At 64.1% G+C, this 14,193-nt stretch carries 12 protein-coding genes; 3 read left to right on the top strand and 9 right to left on the bottom strand.

All coding sequences use genetic code 11. From position 1 onward, the window contains the following. Nucleotides 1-34 precede the first annotated feature (34 nt). Nucleotides 35-880: a TauD/TfdA family dioxygenase gene (locus A5625_RS17225; protein WP_066996348.1), complete on the top strand. Its 846-nt coding sequence runs from the start codon at nt 35-37 to the stop codon at nt 878-880. A 1-nt stretch (nt 881) separates the two neighbouring features. Next, nucleotides 882-1,430, top strand: a complete 549-nt coding sequence (locus tag A5625_RS17230) for a carboxymuconolactone decarboxylase family protein (protein ID WP_066996350.1) — start codon at nt 882-884, stop codon at nt 1,428-1,430. A 95-nt stretch (nt 1,431-1,525) separates the two neighbouring features. Here A5625_RS17230 and A5625_RS17235 read toward each other — a convergent pair whose 3' ends face one another. After that, entirely contained in the window at nt 1,526-1,717 is a 192-nt protein-coding gene (locus A5625_RS17235) for a ferredoxin (RefSeq protein ID WP_066996353.1), read from the bottom strand. A gap of 171 nt (nt 1,718-1,888) precedes the next feature. Here A5625_RS17235 and A5625_RS17240 point away from each other — a divergent pair, with 171 nt between their 5' ends. After that, nucleotides 1,889-3,172: an enolase gene (locus A5625_RS17240; RefSeq protein ID WP_066996356.1), complete on the top strand. Its 1,284-nt coding sequence runs from the start codon at nt 1,889-1,891 to the stop codon at nt 3,170-3,172. Nucleotides 3,173-3,182: 10 nt separating this feature from the next. On the opposite strand, the gene A5625_RS17245 is transcribed toward A5625_RS17240, so the two are convergent. The 8 genes from A5625_RS17245 to glgP all read right to left on the bottom strand — a co-directional run. Beyond that, complete coding sequence (locus tag A5625_RS17245; protein ID WP_066996361.1) at nt 3,183-6,065, bottom strand: ATP-binding cassette domain-containing protein; 2,883 nt, start codon at nt 6,063-6,065, stop codon at nt 3,183-3,185. A gap of 45 nt (nt 6,066-6,110) precedes the next feature. Further along, complete coding sequence (locus A5625_RS17250) at nt 6,111-6,938, bottom strand: mycofactocin-coupled SDR family oxidoreductase (RefSeq protein WP_066996364.1); 828 nt, start codon at nt 6,936-6,938, stop codon at nt 6,111-6,113. Then, nucleotides 6,935-9,778, bottom strand: coding sequence for an RND family transporter (locus A5625_RS17255; RefSeq protein WP_066996367.1), 2,844 nt, complete (start codon nt 9,776-9,778; stop codon nt 6,935-6,937). Before A5625_RS17255 ends, A5625_RS17250 begins: the two co-directional genes overlap by 4 nt. Beyond that, the gene (locus tag A5625_RS17260) at nt 9,775-10,173 is read right to left on the bottom strand and encodes an MmpS family transport accessory protein (RefSeq protein WP_066996370.1); all 399 of its coding nucleotides are present in this window, start codon (nt 10,171-10,173) and stop codon (nt 9,775-9,777) included. Before A5625_RS17260 ends, A5625_RS17255 begins: the two co-directional genes overlap by 4 nt. Before the next feature lie 251 nt (nt 10,174-10,424). Beyond that, nucleotides 10,425-10,862, bottom strand: coding sequence for a hypothetical protein (locus A5625_RS17265; protein ID WP_232003737.1), 438 nt, complete (start codon nt 10,860-10,862; stop codon nt 10,425-10,427). 63 nt (nt 10,863-10,925) lie between these two features. Then, nucleotides 10,926-11,111 (bottom strand): hypothetical protein, encoded by a 186-nt coding sequence (locus A5625_RS17270; protein WP_066996373.1) that lies wholly within the window; start codon nt 11,109-11,111, stop codon nt 10,926-10,928. Nucleotides 11,112-11,153: 42 nt separating this feature from the next. Next, complete coding sequence (locus A5625_RS17275; RefSeq protein ID WP_066996376.1) at nt 11,154-12,644, bottom strand: hypothetical protein; 1,491 nt, start codon at nt 12,642-12,644, stop codon at nt 11,154-11,156. Nucleotides 12,645-12,860: 216 nt separating this feature from the next. Continuing rightward, nucleotides 12,861-14,193 (bottom strand): glycogen/starch/alpha-glucan family phosphorylase (gene glgP, locus A5625_RS17280; protein WP_156748310.1); only part of this gene is annotated, 1,333 nt, incomplete at its 5' end.

Here is a 14,193-nt window from a genome sequence, read left to right on the forward strand (position 1 = left end):
GACCCGTACCTCCCCTTTTTCGAAAGGAGCGACCATGAGTCTGCTCACCATCACCAAACTCACCGAGTCCGTCGGCGCCGAAGTCGCCGGCCTGGAGCCCGCCGCACTGGCAAGCGACGACTCGGTCGGCGAAGCGGTGCTGGATGCCTTGGAAGACAACGGCGTTCTGGTCTTTCGCGGTCTGCACCTCGACCCGGAGGCCCAGGTCGGCTTCTGCCGCCGCCTCGGCGAGATCGACCACTCGTCCGACGGCCACCATCCGGTGGCCGGCATTTATCCGATCACGCTGGACAAGTCGAAGAACGCCTCGGCGGCCTACCTGAAGGCCACCTTCGACTGGCACATCGACGGGTGCACACCGCTGGGCGACGAATGCCCGCAGAAGGCCACCGTGTTGTCGGCGGTGCAGGTCGCCGAATGGGGTGGCGAAACCGAATTCGCCAACTCCTACGCCGCCTACGACGCTTTGACCGACGACGAGAAGGAGCGGTTCGGCACCCTGCGGGTGGTGCACTCGCTGGAAGCTTCCCAACGCCGCGTCTACCCCGACCCCTCGCCGGAGCAGGTGCAGCGCTGGCGGTCCCGGCGCACCCACGAACATCCGCTGGTGTGGACGCATCGCAGCGGCCGCAAATCACTGGTGCTGGGCGCCTCCGCGGACTACGTCGTCGGCATGGATCTCGATGAGGGACGCGACCTGCTGGACAAGCTCCTCGAGCGCGCTACGGTGCCTGACAAGGTCTACAGCCACAGCTGGTCGATCGGCGACACCGTCATCTGGGACAACCGCGGGGTGCTGCACCGCGCGGCCCCGTACGACCCGGATTCACAACGCGAAATGCTGCGCACCACCGTGCTCGGCGACGAACCGATCGAATAGCATGGCCGCAGAACAGCATCCGCTGCGCCTGACACCATTGCCGGCCGACGAGTGGGACGAACGCGCTCGCACGGCGCTGGCGTCCCTGATCCCTGCCGAGCGGGCGAATCCCGTTGGCGCGGGCAATGTTTTGTCGACCATGGTCCGTCACCCCGACCTGACTGCGGCCTACCTGCCGTTCAACGCCTACCTGCTCGCCCGATCGACCCTGTCGCCCCGGGTGCGAGAAGTCGCGCTGCTGCGGGTGGTGCACCGCAGCAGTTGCGATTATCTGTGGTCGCACCACCTCCCGATCGCCCTGCGAGCCGGTCTGACCGAATTCGAAATCGACGACATCCGCTCTGGCCGCTGCGCCGACCGGACCGACCAGGTCGTCCTTCAGGCCGTCGATGATCTCACTAGTGACAACACGATCAGCCAACCCACCTGGGATCTACTGTGCGAGCTTTTCACGCACCAGCAGTGCATGGATCTGACGTTCACGATCGGCGGCTACCTCTTGTTGGCGTTGGCCGTCAACACGTTCGGAGTTCAAGAAGAGAGCCGCTAGTCCCGCCGGGGGCACAGATGTGAGTCTTGAAAGCGCTAGTGTCTGCGGCTCACCCAGTGCGCGGTCGCGGTGTGAGATGAAAGACCGCCTGCCCGCTAGCCTTCGCGCGACAAGGCGGCGCGCGGACACTCGGCGATGGCCTTCTCGACCAGCGCCTCCTGATCGACGGGCACCGGGTCCGCAATGACCACCGCGTACTCGTCATCGTCGAGTTGGAAAACGTCCGGCGCGATGTTCATACAGAAGGCGTTGCCTTCACACCGGTCCAGGTTCACTACCGCCCGCATGAAGATCCTCCTTCAGGCCCAATCTCTCCGGACGCCGGGAGTTTTTACAGTATCACTTGTGTAAACACTAGCCTAGGGCGACGGGCGGGAACGGCGCACATTCTGCGCGCAATTTCTCAGTGACCTCTCAGTACTGCGGACTTACGCTGGTTCTTTGGGTCCGGGAGGTCGATGATGAGGATCGCGTCCGTCGTCGCCCGCCAACTGCTGGACTGCAAGGCCCGACCGCTTCTCGAGGTTGAAATCACGACAGATACCGGCCATGTCGGCCGTGGTGCGTCACCGACCGGCAGTTCGGTCGGCTCGCATGAGGCGTTTGTGTTGCGCGACGGGGATGGGACTCACTACAACGGTCTGAGCGTGCATCGCGCCATCGCGACGGTGACCGACGACATCGCTCCTGTTCTCCTCGGTGCGGAACTCGACGATCCACGCACCCTGGACCGGGTGATGATCGAACTCGACGGCACGCCGGACAAACACCGGCTCGGTGGTAATGCGATCTACTCGACGTCGATCGCGCTGCTGCGTGCGGCCGCTGCGGCGGCCGGTATACCCACCTACGCCTACGTGGGCGCGCTGCTGGGGCTTCAACCCCCGACCACTGTCCCGGTGCCCAGCTTCAACATGATCAACGGAGGCCGGTACGGGGATGTGTGTCAGACGTTCAGCGAGTTTCTGGTGGTGCCGTATCGCGCGGACTCAATCGAAACAGCGGTCGAGAAGGGGGTGAGCCTGTTCGAGACGCTCGGTGAAGTGCTTGCCAGGCGGCTCGGCCGCGCGCCCACGCTGGCGTCGTCCTACGGCTACATCGCGCCGTCCAGCGACCCTCACCTCGTTTTAGAGGCGCTGGGTGAGGCCGTCGAGCGCGCCGGCTGCGCCGACATCATGGCGTTCGCACTGGACTGCGCGTCGAGTGAAGTCTACGAGAGCGACTCTGCTACATACGAATTCAACGGCGAACGGGTGACCGCGGAGGCTCTGATCGACTACGCCCGGGGATTGGCGCAGGAGTTCCCGATGCTGTTCATCGAGGACCTGCTCGACGGGGACGACTGGGCCGGTTTCGCCAAAGCGGTGCAAACGGTGAACCGTTCGATCATTCTGGGCGACGACCTGATCGTCACCAATCCGGCCCGCTTGCAGCGGGCCGTTGAGGCGTCCGCCGTGAATGGTTTCATCCTCAAGCCCAACCAGGTGGGTACCATCGCCGAAGCATTGGACTGCTTCGAATATGCCACGCGCAATAACATTTTGACGATCCCCTCGGGCCGTTCGGGCGGCGTGATCGACGATGTGGTGATGGACTTGGCGGTGGGCCTGGGCGCGCCCTTTCAGAAGAACGGTGCGCCGCGGTCGGGCGAGCGCATCGCCAAGCTCAACTTCTTGCTGCGCGCGGCCGAAGGCATCCCGGACTGCGCGTTGGCCGACGTGGCGACGTTGGCAAAGTTCTGAGCACGTCAGGCTAGTGGCCGGCGACCAATGTCAGTTCGGCAGCCAAGGCGATCCCAAACACCGCCGCGACGATCGAAAGTGCTGCCCAATCGGCCAGTTTCGGCCGTGACGGGGCCGCCGAGATCTGGCCGGTGCCACCGCGGGCGGTAATCGCATCACCCATCTCGTCGGCGCGCCGCAGTGTTACGGTGATGACCGCGACGACGACGTCGATGACGTCGGCCGCCGGGCGCCGCAACCGCGCCCAGCGGGTCCGCGTCCGCTGCTTGGGACGCAACCGGCGAGCGGCGTAGAGCACCCGGAATTCGTCCATGAGCATCGGGAAGGTGCGCAGTGCGAGCGCCAATGCGACCGACCAGTCGTGCACCGGGATTCGCAGTGGTCGCAGCGGACGACCCAAAGTGGCTACGGCCGGGGCGATTTGGGCGACGTTGGTGGTCCACGACACCAGCGCGCCCAAGGCAAGCAGCACCACCGACAACGCCGTGATACGGAGAAAGTCAAGCAGGCCACCGAGACCGAGCGACAGCGTGCCCAGGTGGATCTTCGGACTGCCGCCGGCGGCTGCGGCATTCACTCCGACGATCAGGGCCACGATCCACAGCCAGCGCGGCACCGTCGGCAGTACGCCCCGGGGAATGCGCGCGAGCCATATCCCCGCCACCGGCAGCGCCGCCGTGAGCCCGATCGCCGCCCATCCCGGGAAGAACGTCAACAGCAGCGAAACACTGAACACCACAAGCAGTTTGGTTCCGGCCCACAGCTCGTGTATGGGCGAGCTGCCGGGCACGGGCCGCAGCAGCACCACGGGTCGCCGGCGGCCGGCCGGGTGCTTCGGCGGGACGGCCGCCGTCGCCGCATTGGTGCCGGCCGCAGTAGAGACCGGCTCCAGCGAACCGTCGCGCAGGTGCAGAATGCGCGGGCACAGCTCTTGGAGCCCGGCGAAGTCATGGGAAATGACCACTACGGTCAGACCGGTGTCGCGACGCCGCTCGGCGAGCAGCTGGACCAGACCGCGCTGGCTGGCGGCGTCCAGCCCGGCCAGCGGCTCGTCCAGGATCAACACCCGTGGCGATCGCGCCAGCAGGCCGGCCAGGACCACGCGGCGCATCTGGCCACCGCTGAGCTGGTCGATGCGCCGGTTCGCCAGCCCGGCAGCCAGGCCGACCGCGGCCAGCGCCGCGGTCACCCGGGCGTGATCAGTGGGCGAAAAGCCCGCTGCCGAGGCGACTTCCAGGTCGACGCGGCTGCGCATCAACTGCAACCGGGCCGCCTGGAATTGCAGCGCGACCGCTCCGACCTGATCCGCGGTCGGGCGTCCGTCGAGCAGGCAGGCGCCGGTGGTCGGTATCGTCAATCCGGCCATGATCCAGGCCAGGGTCGACTTGCCGGAACCGTTGCCGCCGTGGATCAACAGCCCGTCGCCCTCATGTACGGCGAAGCTGACGTCGCGCAGCGCGGTCTGAGCCCACGGGGTGCCGCTAGCGTATTCGTGTCCGACACGGACGAGTTCGAGCACCGGCGCGCCGGAATCGCGGCCGGTTGCCACCGTCGGCGCCGGCGCGGTCACGTTCTGCACCAGATCGGTGTTTCCCGGCGAATCGCTGAGGTTGATTGTGCGCTCGGCGTATTCGGCCTCATCGTTGTAGTGGGTGATGTGCACCAGTGCGGTTTGGTGGCGCCGGGTGAGACCGGACAGCACGGCGAGCAGTTTTTCCCGGCCCTGCCGGTCGACCATGCTGGTGACTTCGTCGGCGATCAGCAGCGCCGGCTCGCGCGCCAGCGCCGCCGCCACGGCCAGGCGCTGCAGTTCTCCGCCGGACAGGCTGCCGGTGTCGCGGTCGGCCAGTGCCGTGAGCCCCACCTCGTCGAGCAGCCGGGGGATGTCGGTGTTCTTTCCGGGTGGCAGACCCCAGACCACGTCGTCGGCGACCAGAGTGCCGAGCACCTGGCTTTCCGGGTGCTGCATGATGACGGCGGTACCGCCGAGTTCACCGAGGCCCACCGCCCCGGGGCGTTCGACGGTGCCCGATGTCGGCTCGCGTCCGGCCAGGATCAACATCAGGGTGGTCTTCCCCGAACCGTTGGCGCCGGTCACCGCGATGTGTTCACCTGTTCGCACGTCCAAGTTGATCGGACGCAGCGCGTCGTGATCGGTGTGCGGGTAGCGTAGCCGCACCTTCTCCAGTCGTACCGGGACCGGATGGATCGGGCCGTTGCCGGCCGGCGTGTCGAGCTTGTGCACATCGGGAATCCCGCGCAGTCGATCCAGCACCCGTGACAACGCCCACCAACCGACCAGTGAGGCGCCGACGATGATGACGACGGCGTACCCGAGAACCACCCACTGCCAGTAGTGCAACGCCTCGGTGAAGAACGCCTTGAACTGATGGGCGCCCCCGCGCAGTTGCGGCACTCGCGACGTAACCGTCACGGCGCCGTCCACGCTGGCGCTGGCGGTGTCAAAGGCCAGTTGCCGAAGCCGGGTCAGGATCGTCAGGGCGACGACCATTCCGGCGCCTAGCAAGAGGGCCGCGACGAAGGACACCGCGACCACGGTGGGCGTGCCGCGGCGGTGCCGTTTGACGGTTCCGGCCAGGCCGCCGACATAGGCGCAGAGCCCGATAGCCGATACCCCGCTGAAGCCGACGACCAGGAAGCCGATCACACCGGCGGCGACGGTCGCGGTGATCAGCACGCGGATCCGGTAGCGATAGGCCAGCAGCCCGGTCGGCACACTGCCGAGCAAGCCCAGTCCGCCACCGTGCGGCAGGATGACCGCAATGATGGCGATCGCCGCGCATAGCGCGCCCATCACTGATGCCTGCGCCAGTTCGCCGGGTCGGAGCGATCCGGGCCGCAGTTTCGGCATCGCACCGCCGGGCGCCTTCACGCCACGATTATGCCCACCGTTTGCGGTGCGGATTCAGCTCTCTTATCAGATCTTCAGGTAGCCCTTGTCGGCGGGAATTTGCGCGGCCGTCACGAGCGAGGACGCGTCGCTGGCGAGCCACAAGACGATGTCGGAGACCAAGTTCGGGTCGGCGAGTGAGTCGGTGGGCAGGGCGCCGGGGGAGAAGCTGTGAATGTAGGTCTGGTTGTCGGCGAACAGTTGCCACATCGAGGGGTCGTTGCCCATCGGGGTGTCGGTGCCGTAGGGGTGTACCGAGTTCACCCGGATGCCGTATCCGCCGAGTTCGACCGCCAGCGAGTTCGTCAGCCCGACCACGCCGAACTTGCTGGCGCAGTAATGACCGCAGCCCGGTACGGCCTTCACCCCCGCGGCCGAGCTGATGGTGATGATCGAGCCGCCGTTACCCGCCTGAATCATCGCGGGCACAGTGGCTTTGATGGTGTTCCAGACGCCGGTCAGGTTGGTGTCGAGGACGTCCTGCCATTGTTGAGCCGAAATCTCCCACAGCCGGCCCCAATTCAGCACCCCGGCATTGGCGACGACGATGTCGAGGCGGCCGAATTGGGCGACCGCTTCGTCGACCATCCGCTGTTGCCCCTCCGCGTCGCGCACATCAACCTGCGCGGCAAGCATTTTGCGGCCTTCGCTTTCCACCAGACTCGTCGTTTCGGCCAGCTCCTCCGGCGTCGACGGCGGGTAGCCGTTGTTGGCCGCCACCGGTCCGCATGCGTCGATGGCCACGACGTCGGCTCCCGCACGGGCCAGCCGCACGCAATGTGAACGGCCCTGTCCGCGTGCGGCGCCGGTGACGAACGCGACCCGGCCGGCCAGAGGTGTGTCGTTGTCGCTCATGCGATCTGGGCCTTCCGTGTCGGCGGCAGCGGGCGGGGACGTACCAGCGTCGGCCACCAGAACCAGGGTCCCATGATCCGCAGGATGCACGGCACGACGAACGAACGAACGATCAGCGTGTCGAGTAGCAGACCGATACACACGGTCGAACCCACCTGACCTACGGTTCTGAGCTGGCTGCTCAGCATCGCGAGCATGGTGAACGCGAACACCAGACCCGCCGATGTCACCACGCCGCCCGTACTTCCGAGCGCGCGGATGAGGCCAGTGTGAATTCCGGCGTGCAGTTCCTCTTTGACCCGGAGGATCAGCAGCAGGTTGTAGTCCGAACCCACCGCCACCAGGATGATGAACGTCAGCGGCAATATCAGCCAGTACAGGGGCAGACCGATGAGGTGTTGCCAGACGAGGATGGACAGCCCGAACGCACCGGCGTAGGAGAAGGCCACCGTGGCGGGGATGACGATGGCGGCCATCAGACTTCGCGTGAGGAACAGCATGATCAAGAAGATCAGCACGAAGGCGGCGATCGCCACGATGAGCAGATCGGACGCAGCGTATTGCTTGATGTCCTTGTTGGTCGCCCCCGAACCGCCGATATAAACCTTCGCGCCGGCCAGCGAAGTCTCTTTCAGCGCAGTGGTTATCGCGGTGGGGAACTGCTCGACGTGCTGCACACCATCCGGTCCATTTGCGTCCCCCGTGTGGGTGATGATGAACCGAGCAGCCTTGCCGTCCGGTGACATCAAGAGCTTCATGCCGGTCTTGACGTCTTCGTTGTCGAAGCCCTCGTGCGGGATGTAGAAGAAGTCGTCGCTGCGGGACTGGTCGAAGTCGAGCCCCACATTGACCTGGTCGAAGTATGTCTGGTCGGTCTGGGTGGTTTGCAGAGACGAGGAACCGTAGGTGTTGACCAAGAGAGCCGCCAAGGACTCCGAGTCGTCTGCCGTGAGTTTCAGTTGCTCGATGATCTGCGGGAACGCCTTATCCACCTCCACGAGAGAGACTCTCGCGAACTTGATGTCTTCGGCCAGGTGGTCGATGTGGTCGATGGTGTCCCACAACGATCTGAACGCCCAGCAGATGGGGATGTCGAAACAGTGCTTCTCCCAATAGAAGTAGCTCTTGACCGGGCGGAAGAAGTCGTCAAGGTTGGAGACTTCCTCGTTCATCTCGTTGCTGACCCGTTCCAGGTCCTCAACGGTGAGCACCGTCTGATGCAGTTCGTCGGACACCCTCTGAAAGAAGCCGATTTCCTTGCGCAAGACCTCGACAGTGTGCGTCGTGATCTCTGCCTGCTGGCTGGTATTGGCGTTTTGCTGCTGGTTGAACGGGAGCTGTTGACCGTTCCCGCTGCCTTGTGTGGTGAACAAGTAGGGAATCGTGGCATGTTCCAAAGCCCGGCCCATGGGCCTGGTGATGCTTTGCACCATCGCGACGCCGGGAAGGCGTTCGAGCGCCTTCGCCGCACGGTCTAGCGAGATGAAGTCAGCCGAGTTTCGCAGGTCGTGGTCCGACTCGATCATCACCATCTCGGAGAACAGCTTGCTCTTTGGGAAGTGCCGATCCGCTGCCGCGAAACCCTGATTGGCGAGGCCCTTGATCGGTTGGTATTGACGGTCGTCATAGTTCTGCCGGTACGTCGGCACAAAGATCGCGCCGAGTAACACCGCAGCGGAGCTGGCGAACAGGATCGGCACCGGCCACCGGACCACACTCGTCCCGATCCGCCGATACAGATTCGCCTTGGCCTTACTTTTCGGGTCGAACAGCCCGAACAGGCTGCCGACGGTCAAGAAGGCCGGGCCGAGCGTCAGCGCTGCCGAGATGGTGAACAGCATGGTGATAGCGACGGCCGGCCCCATGGTGTGGAAGTAGTTGAGTCGTGCGAAGGTCAAGCAGTAGCACGCCCCCGCGATCGTCAGCCCGGAACCAAGGATGACCGGCACGACACTCTTGTATGCGGTGTAAAACGCCTCCTCCCTGCTTTCGCCGTCGTGTCGCGCTTCGTGATAGCGACCGATCAAGAAGATGCCGTAATCCGTCCCCGCTCCCAGGGTCAGCGCGACGACGATGTTCACCGCGAACGACGAGAGCTCGATGTACCCGAGATGCCCGAGGGTCGCGGTAACCCCCTTCGCGACCAGCAGCTCGAACAGAACGCCGGCCAAGGGCACAAACAGGGTCACGATAGAGCGGTACACCAGCAGCAACATCGCGAGGATGAGGAAGATCGTCACGATCGTGATGTTGTTCAAGCTGTTATTCGCAATGGCCACCGTGTCTTTGGCGAGCGGCGCCGCGCCGCTGACGTACACCTTGAGCCCCGGCGGTGGCGTGTCCTTCGCGACGATGTCCCGAACGGCAGAGACGGATTCGTTCGCTTGCATTTGGCCGATATCGCCCGCGAGACGCAACAGCACGTAGGTGGCCTTGCCGTCGAGGCTCTGCGCCCCCGCCGCGGTGATCGGCTTCCCCCACAGATCGATGGCGGACTGCACATGCTTGGTGTCTCGCAACAGCCGGCGCATCAACTCGTCGTAGTACTGATGGTCTCCGTCGCCCAACGGCCGGTTGGCTTCCAGCACGACCATGGCCAAGCTGGTCGAATTGGACTCCTGGAACTTCGCACCGATGGCCAGCAGCGCACGTTGCGACGGCGCGTAGTGCGGGACCACCGGCCCCGCAAGCTCTTCCGCGACCCGCTCTACCTGCGGCATGAAGGTGTTTGTCGAAATAGCAAGAAGGGCCCAGAAGGCAATGATCGGTATCGCGAAGATGCGGACCATTCTGGGAACGAAAGGTCGTTTCACGCGGTGCTCGGCTAGATGCTCGCTCATGCGGATTTCACCAGACAAAAAACGTGTGCATCCTGATGGGTATCGGACTGTTCAGCGCGGACAACGCCATTCACCCGCAGCCGGCAGCCCACTGAACCACCATGAACCTGCGCCGAGATGCTGCCGGACACCACGGTGAGCGTGGTCGACTCCGTGTGCGACCACGGCAAGGTCGTGAGATTGACCGTATGCGGATGCCCGTCGTAGTCCACCCAGACGAGCGTGCCCCCTTGCCCGACGGAGCCGAATACCTCGTAGTCGATTCGTTTGATACTGAACTCTGGCGGCGCTGCTGGTTCATTGACGGTGACGACAGGCGGGGGTTCGGAGAACTGGTGCACCTTCCACATGGCCACCGCCCCCACGCCGACCGCAACGACTGCAACGACTGGCATCCAGAACCGGGCCAAAACGGTCCTACCGACTGAACGGGGGCTCACTCCATCACCCTTCGGAACCCGGTCCGCACATCGTGTTCTGGCCCCCGCTCCCGCGCTCGTGCACATGCGGATAGTAGACGGTCATGTATCCAATTGACATATGATCGTGCAAAGACTGGCGATAACGCAACCGCAACGCGACCCCGAACCGTTGCCTGCGTACCGATCTGCCCGTGACCGCATCAGACGCCCGGCCCGGTGTCCGATCAGGACAATTTCCGCAACCGCCTTCTCAAACGTATGCTGCGCAGAATCTGAGTCGTAAAGTTCATGGCGGCCAACATCGGGAACACCCCGAGAAATGTCCGTTCGGAGGGCGGTGCACCGTGCAAGTGGTAAAGACTGCCGAACACATAAAAGCATCCCGCACTGAATAGAGCAGCGGGGATGGAGAACGTCATCAACGAGCTGCGACGGCCAATGATCTCCCTCGCATAATCCAACTCTTCCTGCGACATTGGTTCGCCTTTGCGCACTTTACGCGTAATGGCTTTGGCACTGCCTATTTCTTCGCCAATCGGACGAGGTGTTCGGTCTCCCAGCCGTTTCACGTATACCGCGGCGATAGCTACGAACGTCAACGCCAGCGCAAGGCTGACTATTGTGAGAAAACCGAATAGACCCGACTCCAGCATTTCGGTCATTTGCTCTCCTGCCGAACGATCGAAGGCTCCTGAGAACGCTACCTCAACCATTGCGAAGGGCCGTCAGTGCTTTCCGGCGTCCCGTTCCTTGACCACATCCCGGACGATCAACCCGAGCAGAACGATCAGGCCGAGCGGCACCAGCACCTTGAAGACGGTTGACGAGTGGCTGTACAGCAAAACGTAAGCGACCGCTCCGATCACCACCATGGCGAGCAGGATGGCGCGATTGATCTTGTCTGTACTCATTGAAAGAACCTAACTTCTCGATCGACACGGTGTCGCAAGACGTCAAAAGCCGAAGTCGCCGCCACCGCCGGAATCGGACCCACCGCCACCGAAGTCCGATCCGCCGAAATCGGACCCGCCGGAGTCCCAGCCGCCTCCGGAGTCCCAGCCGCCGCCAAAGCCCTCGTCGCCGCCGCCAGAGTACGAGGCGTCGTTGCCCGCGAATCCGACGTCCGCGCTGCCCGAGTCCTGGTAGCCACCGGTGAACCCCACATCGGCCGGTTGGCTGTCGTACCCGGCTTCCTGCCCGCCGTCATAGCTGTAACTGTTGGCATCGGCAAAGGCGGAGTCGCGGCCGGCCTCGAAGCCGCGTTCGTAGCTGCCGCCCCAATGGTCATCCAGCAACGCATCCATCAGCAGCACATCGGCCAGCGCCCACGTCCAGCCCGGACCCCAGAACGCGTACGGGTAGTAGCCGGGGTAGAAGAACATCCCGTTGTGGAAACCACCGCCGTAGTAGTACGGATAGCCCGGTTGCGCGGTGGTGCTGTAGTTGTTGTTGTTGATCGTCACCGACTCACCGGTGTCAGGGTTCTTGGCGCGCACCGTGGCCTGCTTGCGGTCGCTGACCGGTACCGAAGTCACCGCGGCAACGTCGGGCCGCGGCCGGTCTGGGTTCAGCTTCTGGTTGGCCCTCGCGACCGTGGACTCCACCACCCGCAGATGCGCCCGCGCCGCGCCGTAATCGCCTTTGTCGTAGGCTTTTCGGGCGTCGTACAGGCTGGCGTTGGCTTTCAGCGACTCGGCGCTGACATCGGTGCTGCTATCGGTGAGCACCGCATTATCGAGGTCGCTGACATTCGATGTGGCCGCGATCAGCTCCTGCTTGATCTCTTCGCGCGCCTCGGTGTCCTTGTGGTGCTTGCGATTTCGGCGTACGACGAACCAGAGCAGACCGGCGATGGCCACCGCGATGCCGAAGATGACCAGCGTCACCTTCAACCAGGCCCAGTCGTCGCGCTTTTCGTGTGCGACGGGAGAGGTGGTCGACGGTCCGGCAGCCACCCGGACGCCGGCCAGCTTGCCGACGAATTCACTCGTCGCACCATACGGGTCATTGCGGTGATCCCTGGCCGCCTGATTCATGAATTGATTGACGTTGTCCGCGACCGACTTGGGCACGTTATAGGCACGCACGTGATAGCCGCGAGCGTCGATGACCAGAATGACGCCGGAGAACCCTGGGTAGCGACCCACCATGGCGTGGTGGATGGCGTCCGCCGTGGTAACGCCGCTCTGAGCGGGCGACACCGCCGCCACCCAGATCGGCGGTCCAGAGCTCCACGTCCACGAGCCGGCGAGGATCTGATCGTTGAGCCGGTCGGCGTTCTGCAGCGGTGGCCTGGCGCCGGGATCGGCCACCACGTGCGTCTGGGCGCTGAACTTGTTTACCAGCTGGTCTGTGTAGTCGTCGGCCGAGGCGGATGGGGCGAGCAGCAATGCCAGGGTCATGGCCAACGGAACCAGGACAAGGCTGCGGAAACGTAAGGTCACATCTCTCCTGACACGAGTCGTTGTGTCGATCCTTGCGGCGGCCCGCGGAAACGTCCAATTGCGACGTCACCCGTAACCGTTTGTCAGCACCGCCGAAAACAGCGGGGGATTCCGCAGCGTGAGCCGCCCACCCTAGCCCGTTTCGGCGAAGCCGCGGTGGGCGCAGGTGGCGTTGCTGACCGGCAGCGGCCGCGCAGGTAGACAGCGACCGACGACTCAGATCTTGACGGTCAGCGGCCAGACATCCCAGATCTCGTCGCAATACTCGGTGATCGCGCGATCCGAGGAGAACTTCCCGCTGCGTGCGGTATTCAGGATCGACATCTTGGTCCACGATTCCCGGTCCTGCCACGCGGCGCTGACCTGCTGCTGGCAGTCCAGGTAGGACGCGTAGTCGGCGCACACCAGGAAGGGGTCGTTGTAGCGCAGGTTGTCCACCAGGGGCCGGAACACCTCGGTGTCGCCGCGCGAGAACGTCCCGCCGGCGATCAGATCCAGCACCGCGCGCAGCTCGTCGTTGCCGTCGATGTAATCGGCCGGGCGATAGCCGTTGGCCTTGACGGCCTCGACCTGCTGCTCGGTCAGGCCGAACAAGAAGAAGTTCTCCGGTCCGACCTCGTCGCGCATCTCGACGTTCGCCCCGTCCAGGGTGCCGATGGTCAGCGCGCCGTTGATCATGAACTTCATGTTCCCGGTGCCGGAGGCTTCCTTGCCGGCGGTGGAGATCTGTTCGGATAAATCCGCGGCCGGGTAGATCATGTGGGCGTTCTGCACGTTGAAGTTCGGTACGAACGCCACCTTCAGGAACCGGTTCACCTCCGGGTCGGCGTTCACAGTTTCCCCGACCGCGTTGATCAGCTTGATGATTCGCTTGGCCAGGAAGTACCCGGGCGCGGCCTTGCCGCCAAAGATGAAGGCCCGCTGCGGAATCGACAGCCCGGGGTTCTGCTTGAGCCGGTGGTACAGCGCGACGATGTGCAAGACGTTGAGGTGCTGACGCTTGTATTCGTGGATGCGCTTGACCTGAACGTCGAACATCCAGTCCGGATTCAGTTCGACACCGGACACCGAGTGGATGTATCTGGCCAGCCGCGACTTGTTGTTGCGCTTGATGTCACGCCACTCGTGCCGGAAGGCGGCGTCGTCGACGAACGGTTCGAGCCCGCGCAGCCTGCCCAGGTCAGTCAACCAGCCCTCACCGACGGTGCGGTCCAGCAGTTCGCGTAGCCCGGGGTTGGCCAGTGCGAGGAAGCGGCGCGGTGTCACACCGTTCGTCTTGTTGCTGAACCGCTCCGGCCACATCTCGTAAAAATCTTTGAGCACACTGCTTTTCAGCAGCTCCGAGTGGAGTGCGGCGACACCGTTGATGGCGTGGCTGCCGACGGTGGCCAGGTGCGCCATCCGGACGTTCTTGCCGCCGTTCTCGCCGATCAACGACATCCGGGCGACCCGCTCCTCGTCGCCGGGGAAGCGGCTGCGCACCTCGTCGAGGAACCGGCGGTTGATCTCGTAGATGATCTCCAGATGGCGCGGCAGCGACTCGGCGAAC

Source organism: Mycobacterium sp. 1465703.0 (assembly GCF_001672975.1).
Classification (GTDB): domain Bacteria; phylum Actinomycetota; class Actinomycetes; order Mycobacteriales; family Mycobacteriaceae; genus Mycobacterium.

Coding starts and splice junctions, on each gene's coding strand:
- A5625_RS17225 (WP_066996348.1), top strand. CDS start 35: ATGAGTCTGCTCACCATCACCAAACTCACCGAGTCCGTCGGCGCCGAA.
- A5625_RS17230 (WP_066996350.1), top strand. CDS start 882: ATGGCCGCAGAACAGCATCCGCTGCGCCTGACACCATTGCCGGCCGAC.
- A5625_RS17235 (WP_066996353.1), bottom strand. CDS start 1,717: ATGCGGGCGGTAGTGAACCTGGACCGGTGTGAAGGCAACGCCTTCTGT.
- A5625_RS17240 (WP_066996356.1), top strand. CDS start 1,889: ATGATGAGGATCGCGTCCGTCGTCGCCCGCCAACTGCTGGACTGCAAG.
- A5625_RS17250 (WP_066996364.1), bottom strand. CDS start 6,938: ATGAGCGACAACGACACACCTCTGGCCGGCCGGGTCGCGTTCGTCACC.
- A5625_RS17255 (WP_066996367.1), bottom strand. CDS start 9,778: ATGAGCGAGCATCTAGCCGAGCACCGCGTGAAACGACCTTTCGTTCCC.
- A5625_RS17260 (WP_066996370.1), bottom strand. CDS start 10,173: ATGCCAGTCGTTGCAGTCGTTGCGGTCGGCGTGGGGGCGGTGGCCATG.
- A5625_RS17265 (WP_232003737.1), bottom strand. CDS start 10,862: ATGACCGAAATGCTGGAGTCGGGTCTATTCGGTTTTCTCACAATAGTC.
- A5625_RS17270 (WP_066996373.1), bottom strand. CDS start 11,111: ATGAGTACAGACAAGATCAATCGCGCCATCCTGCTCGCCATGGTGGTG.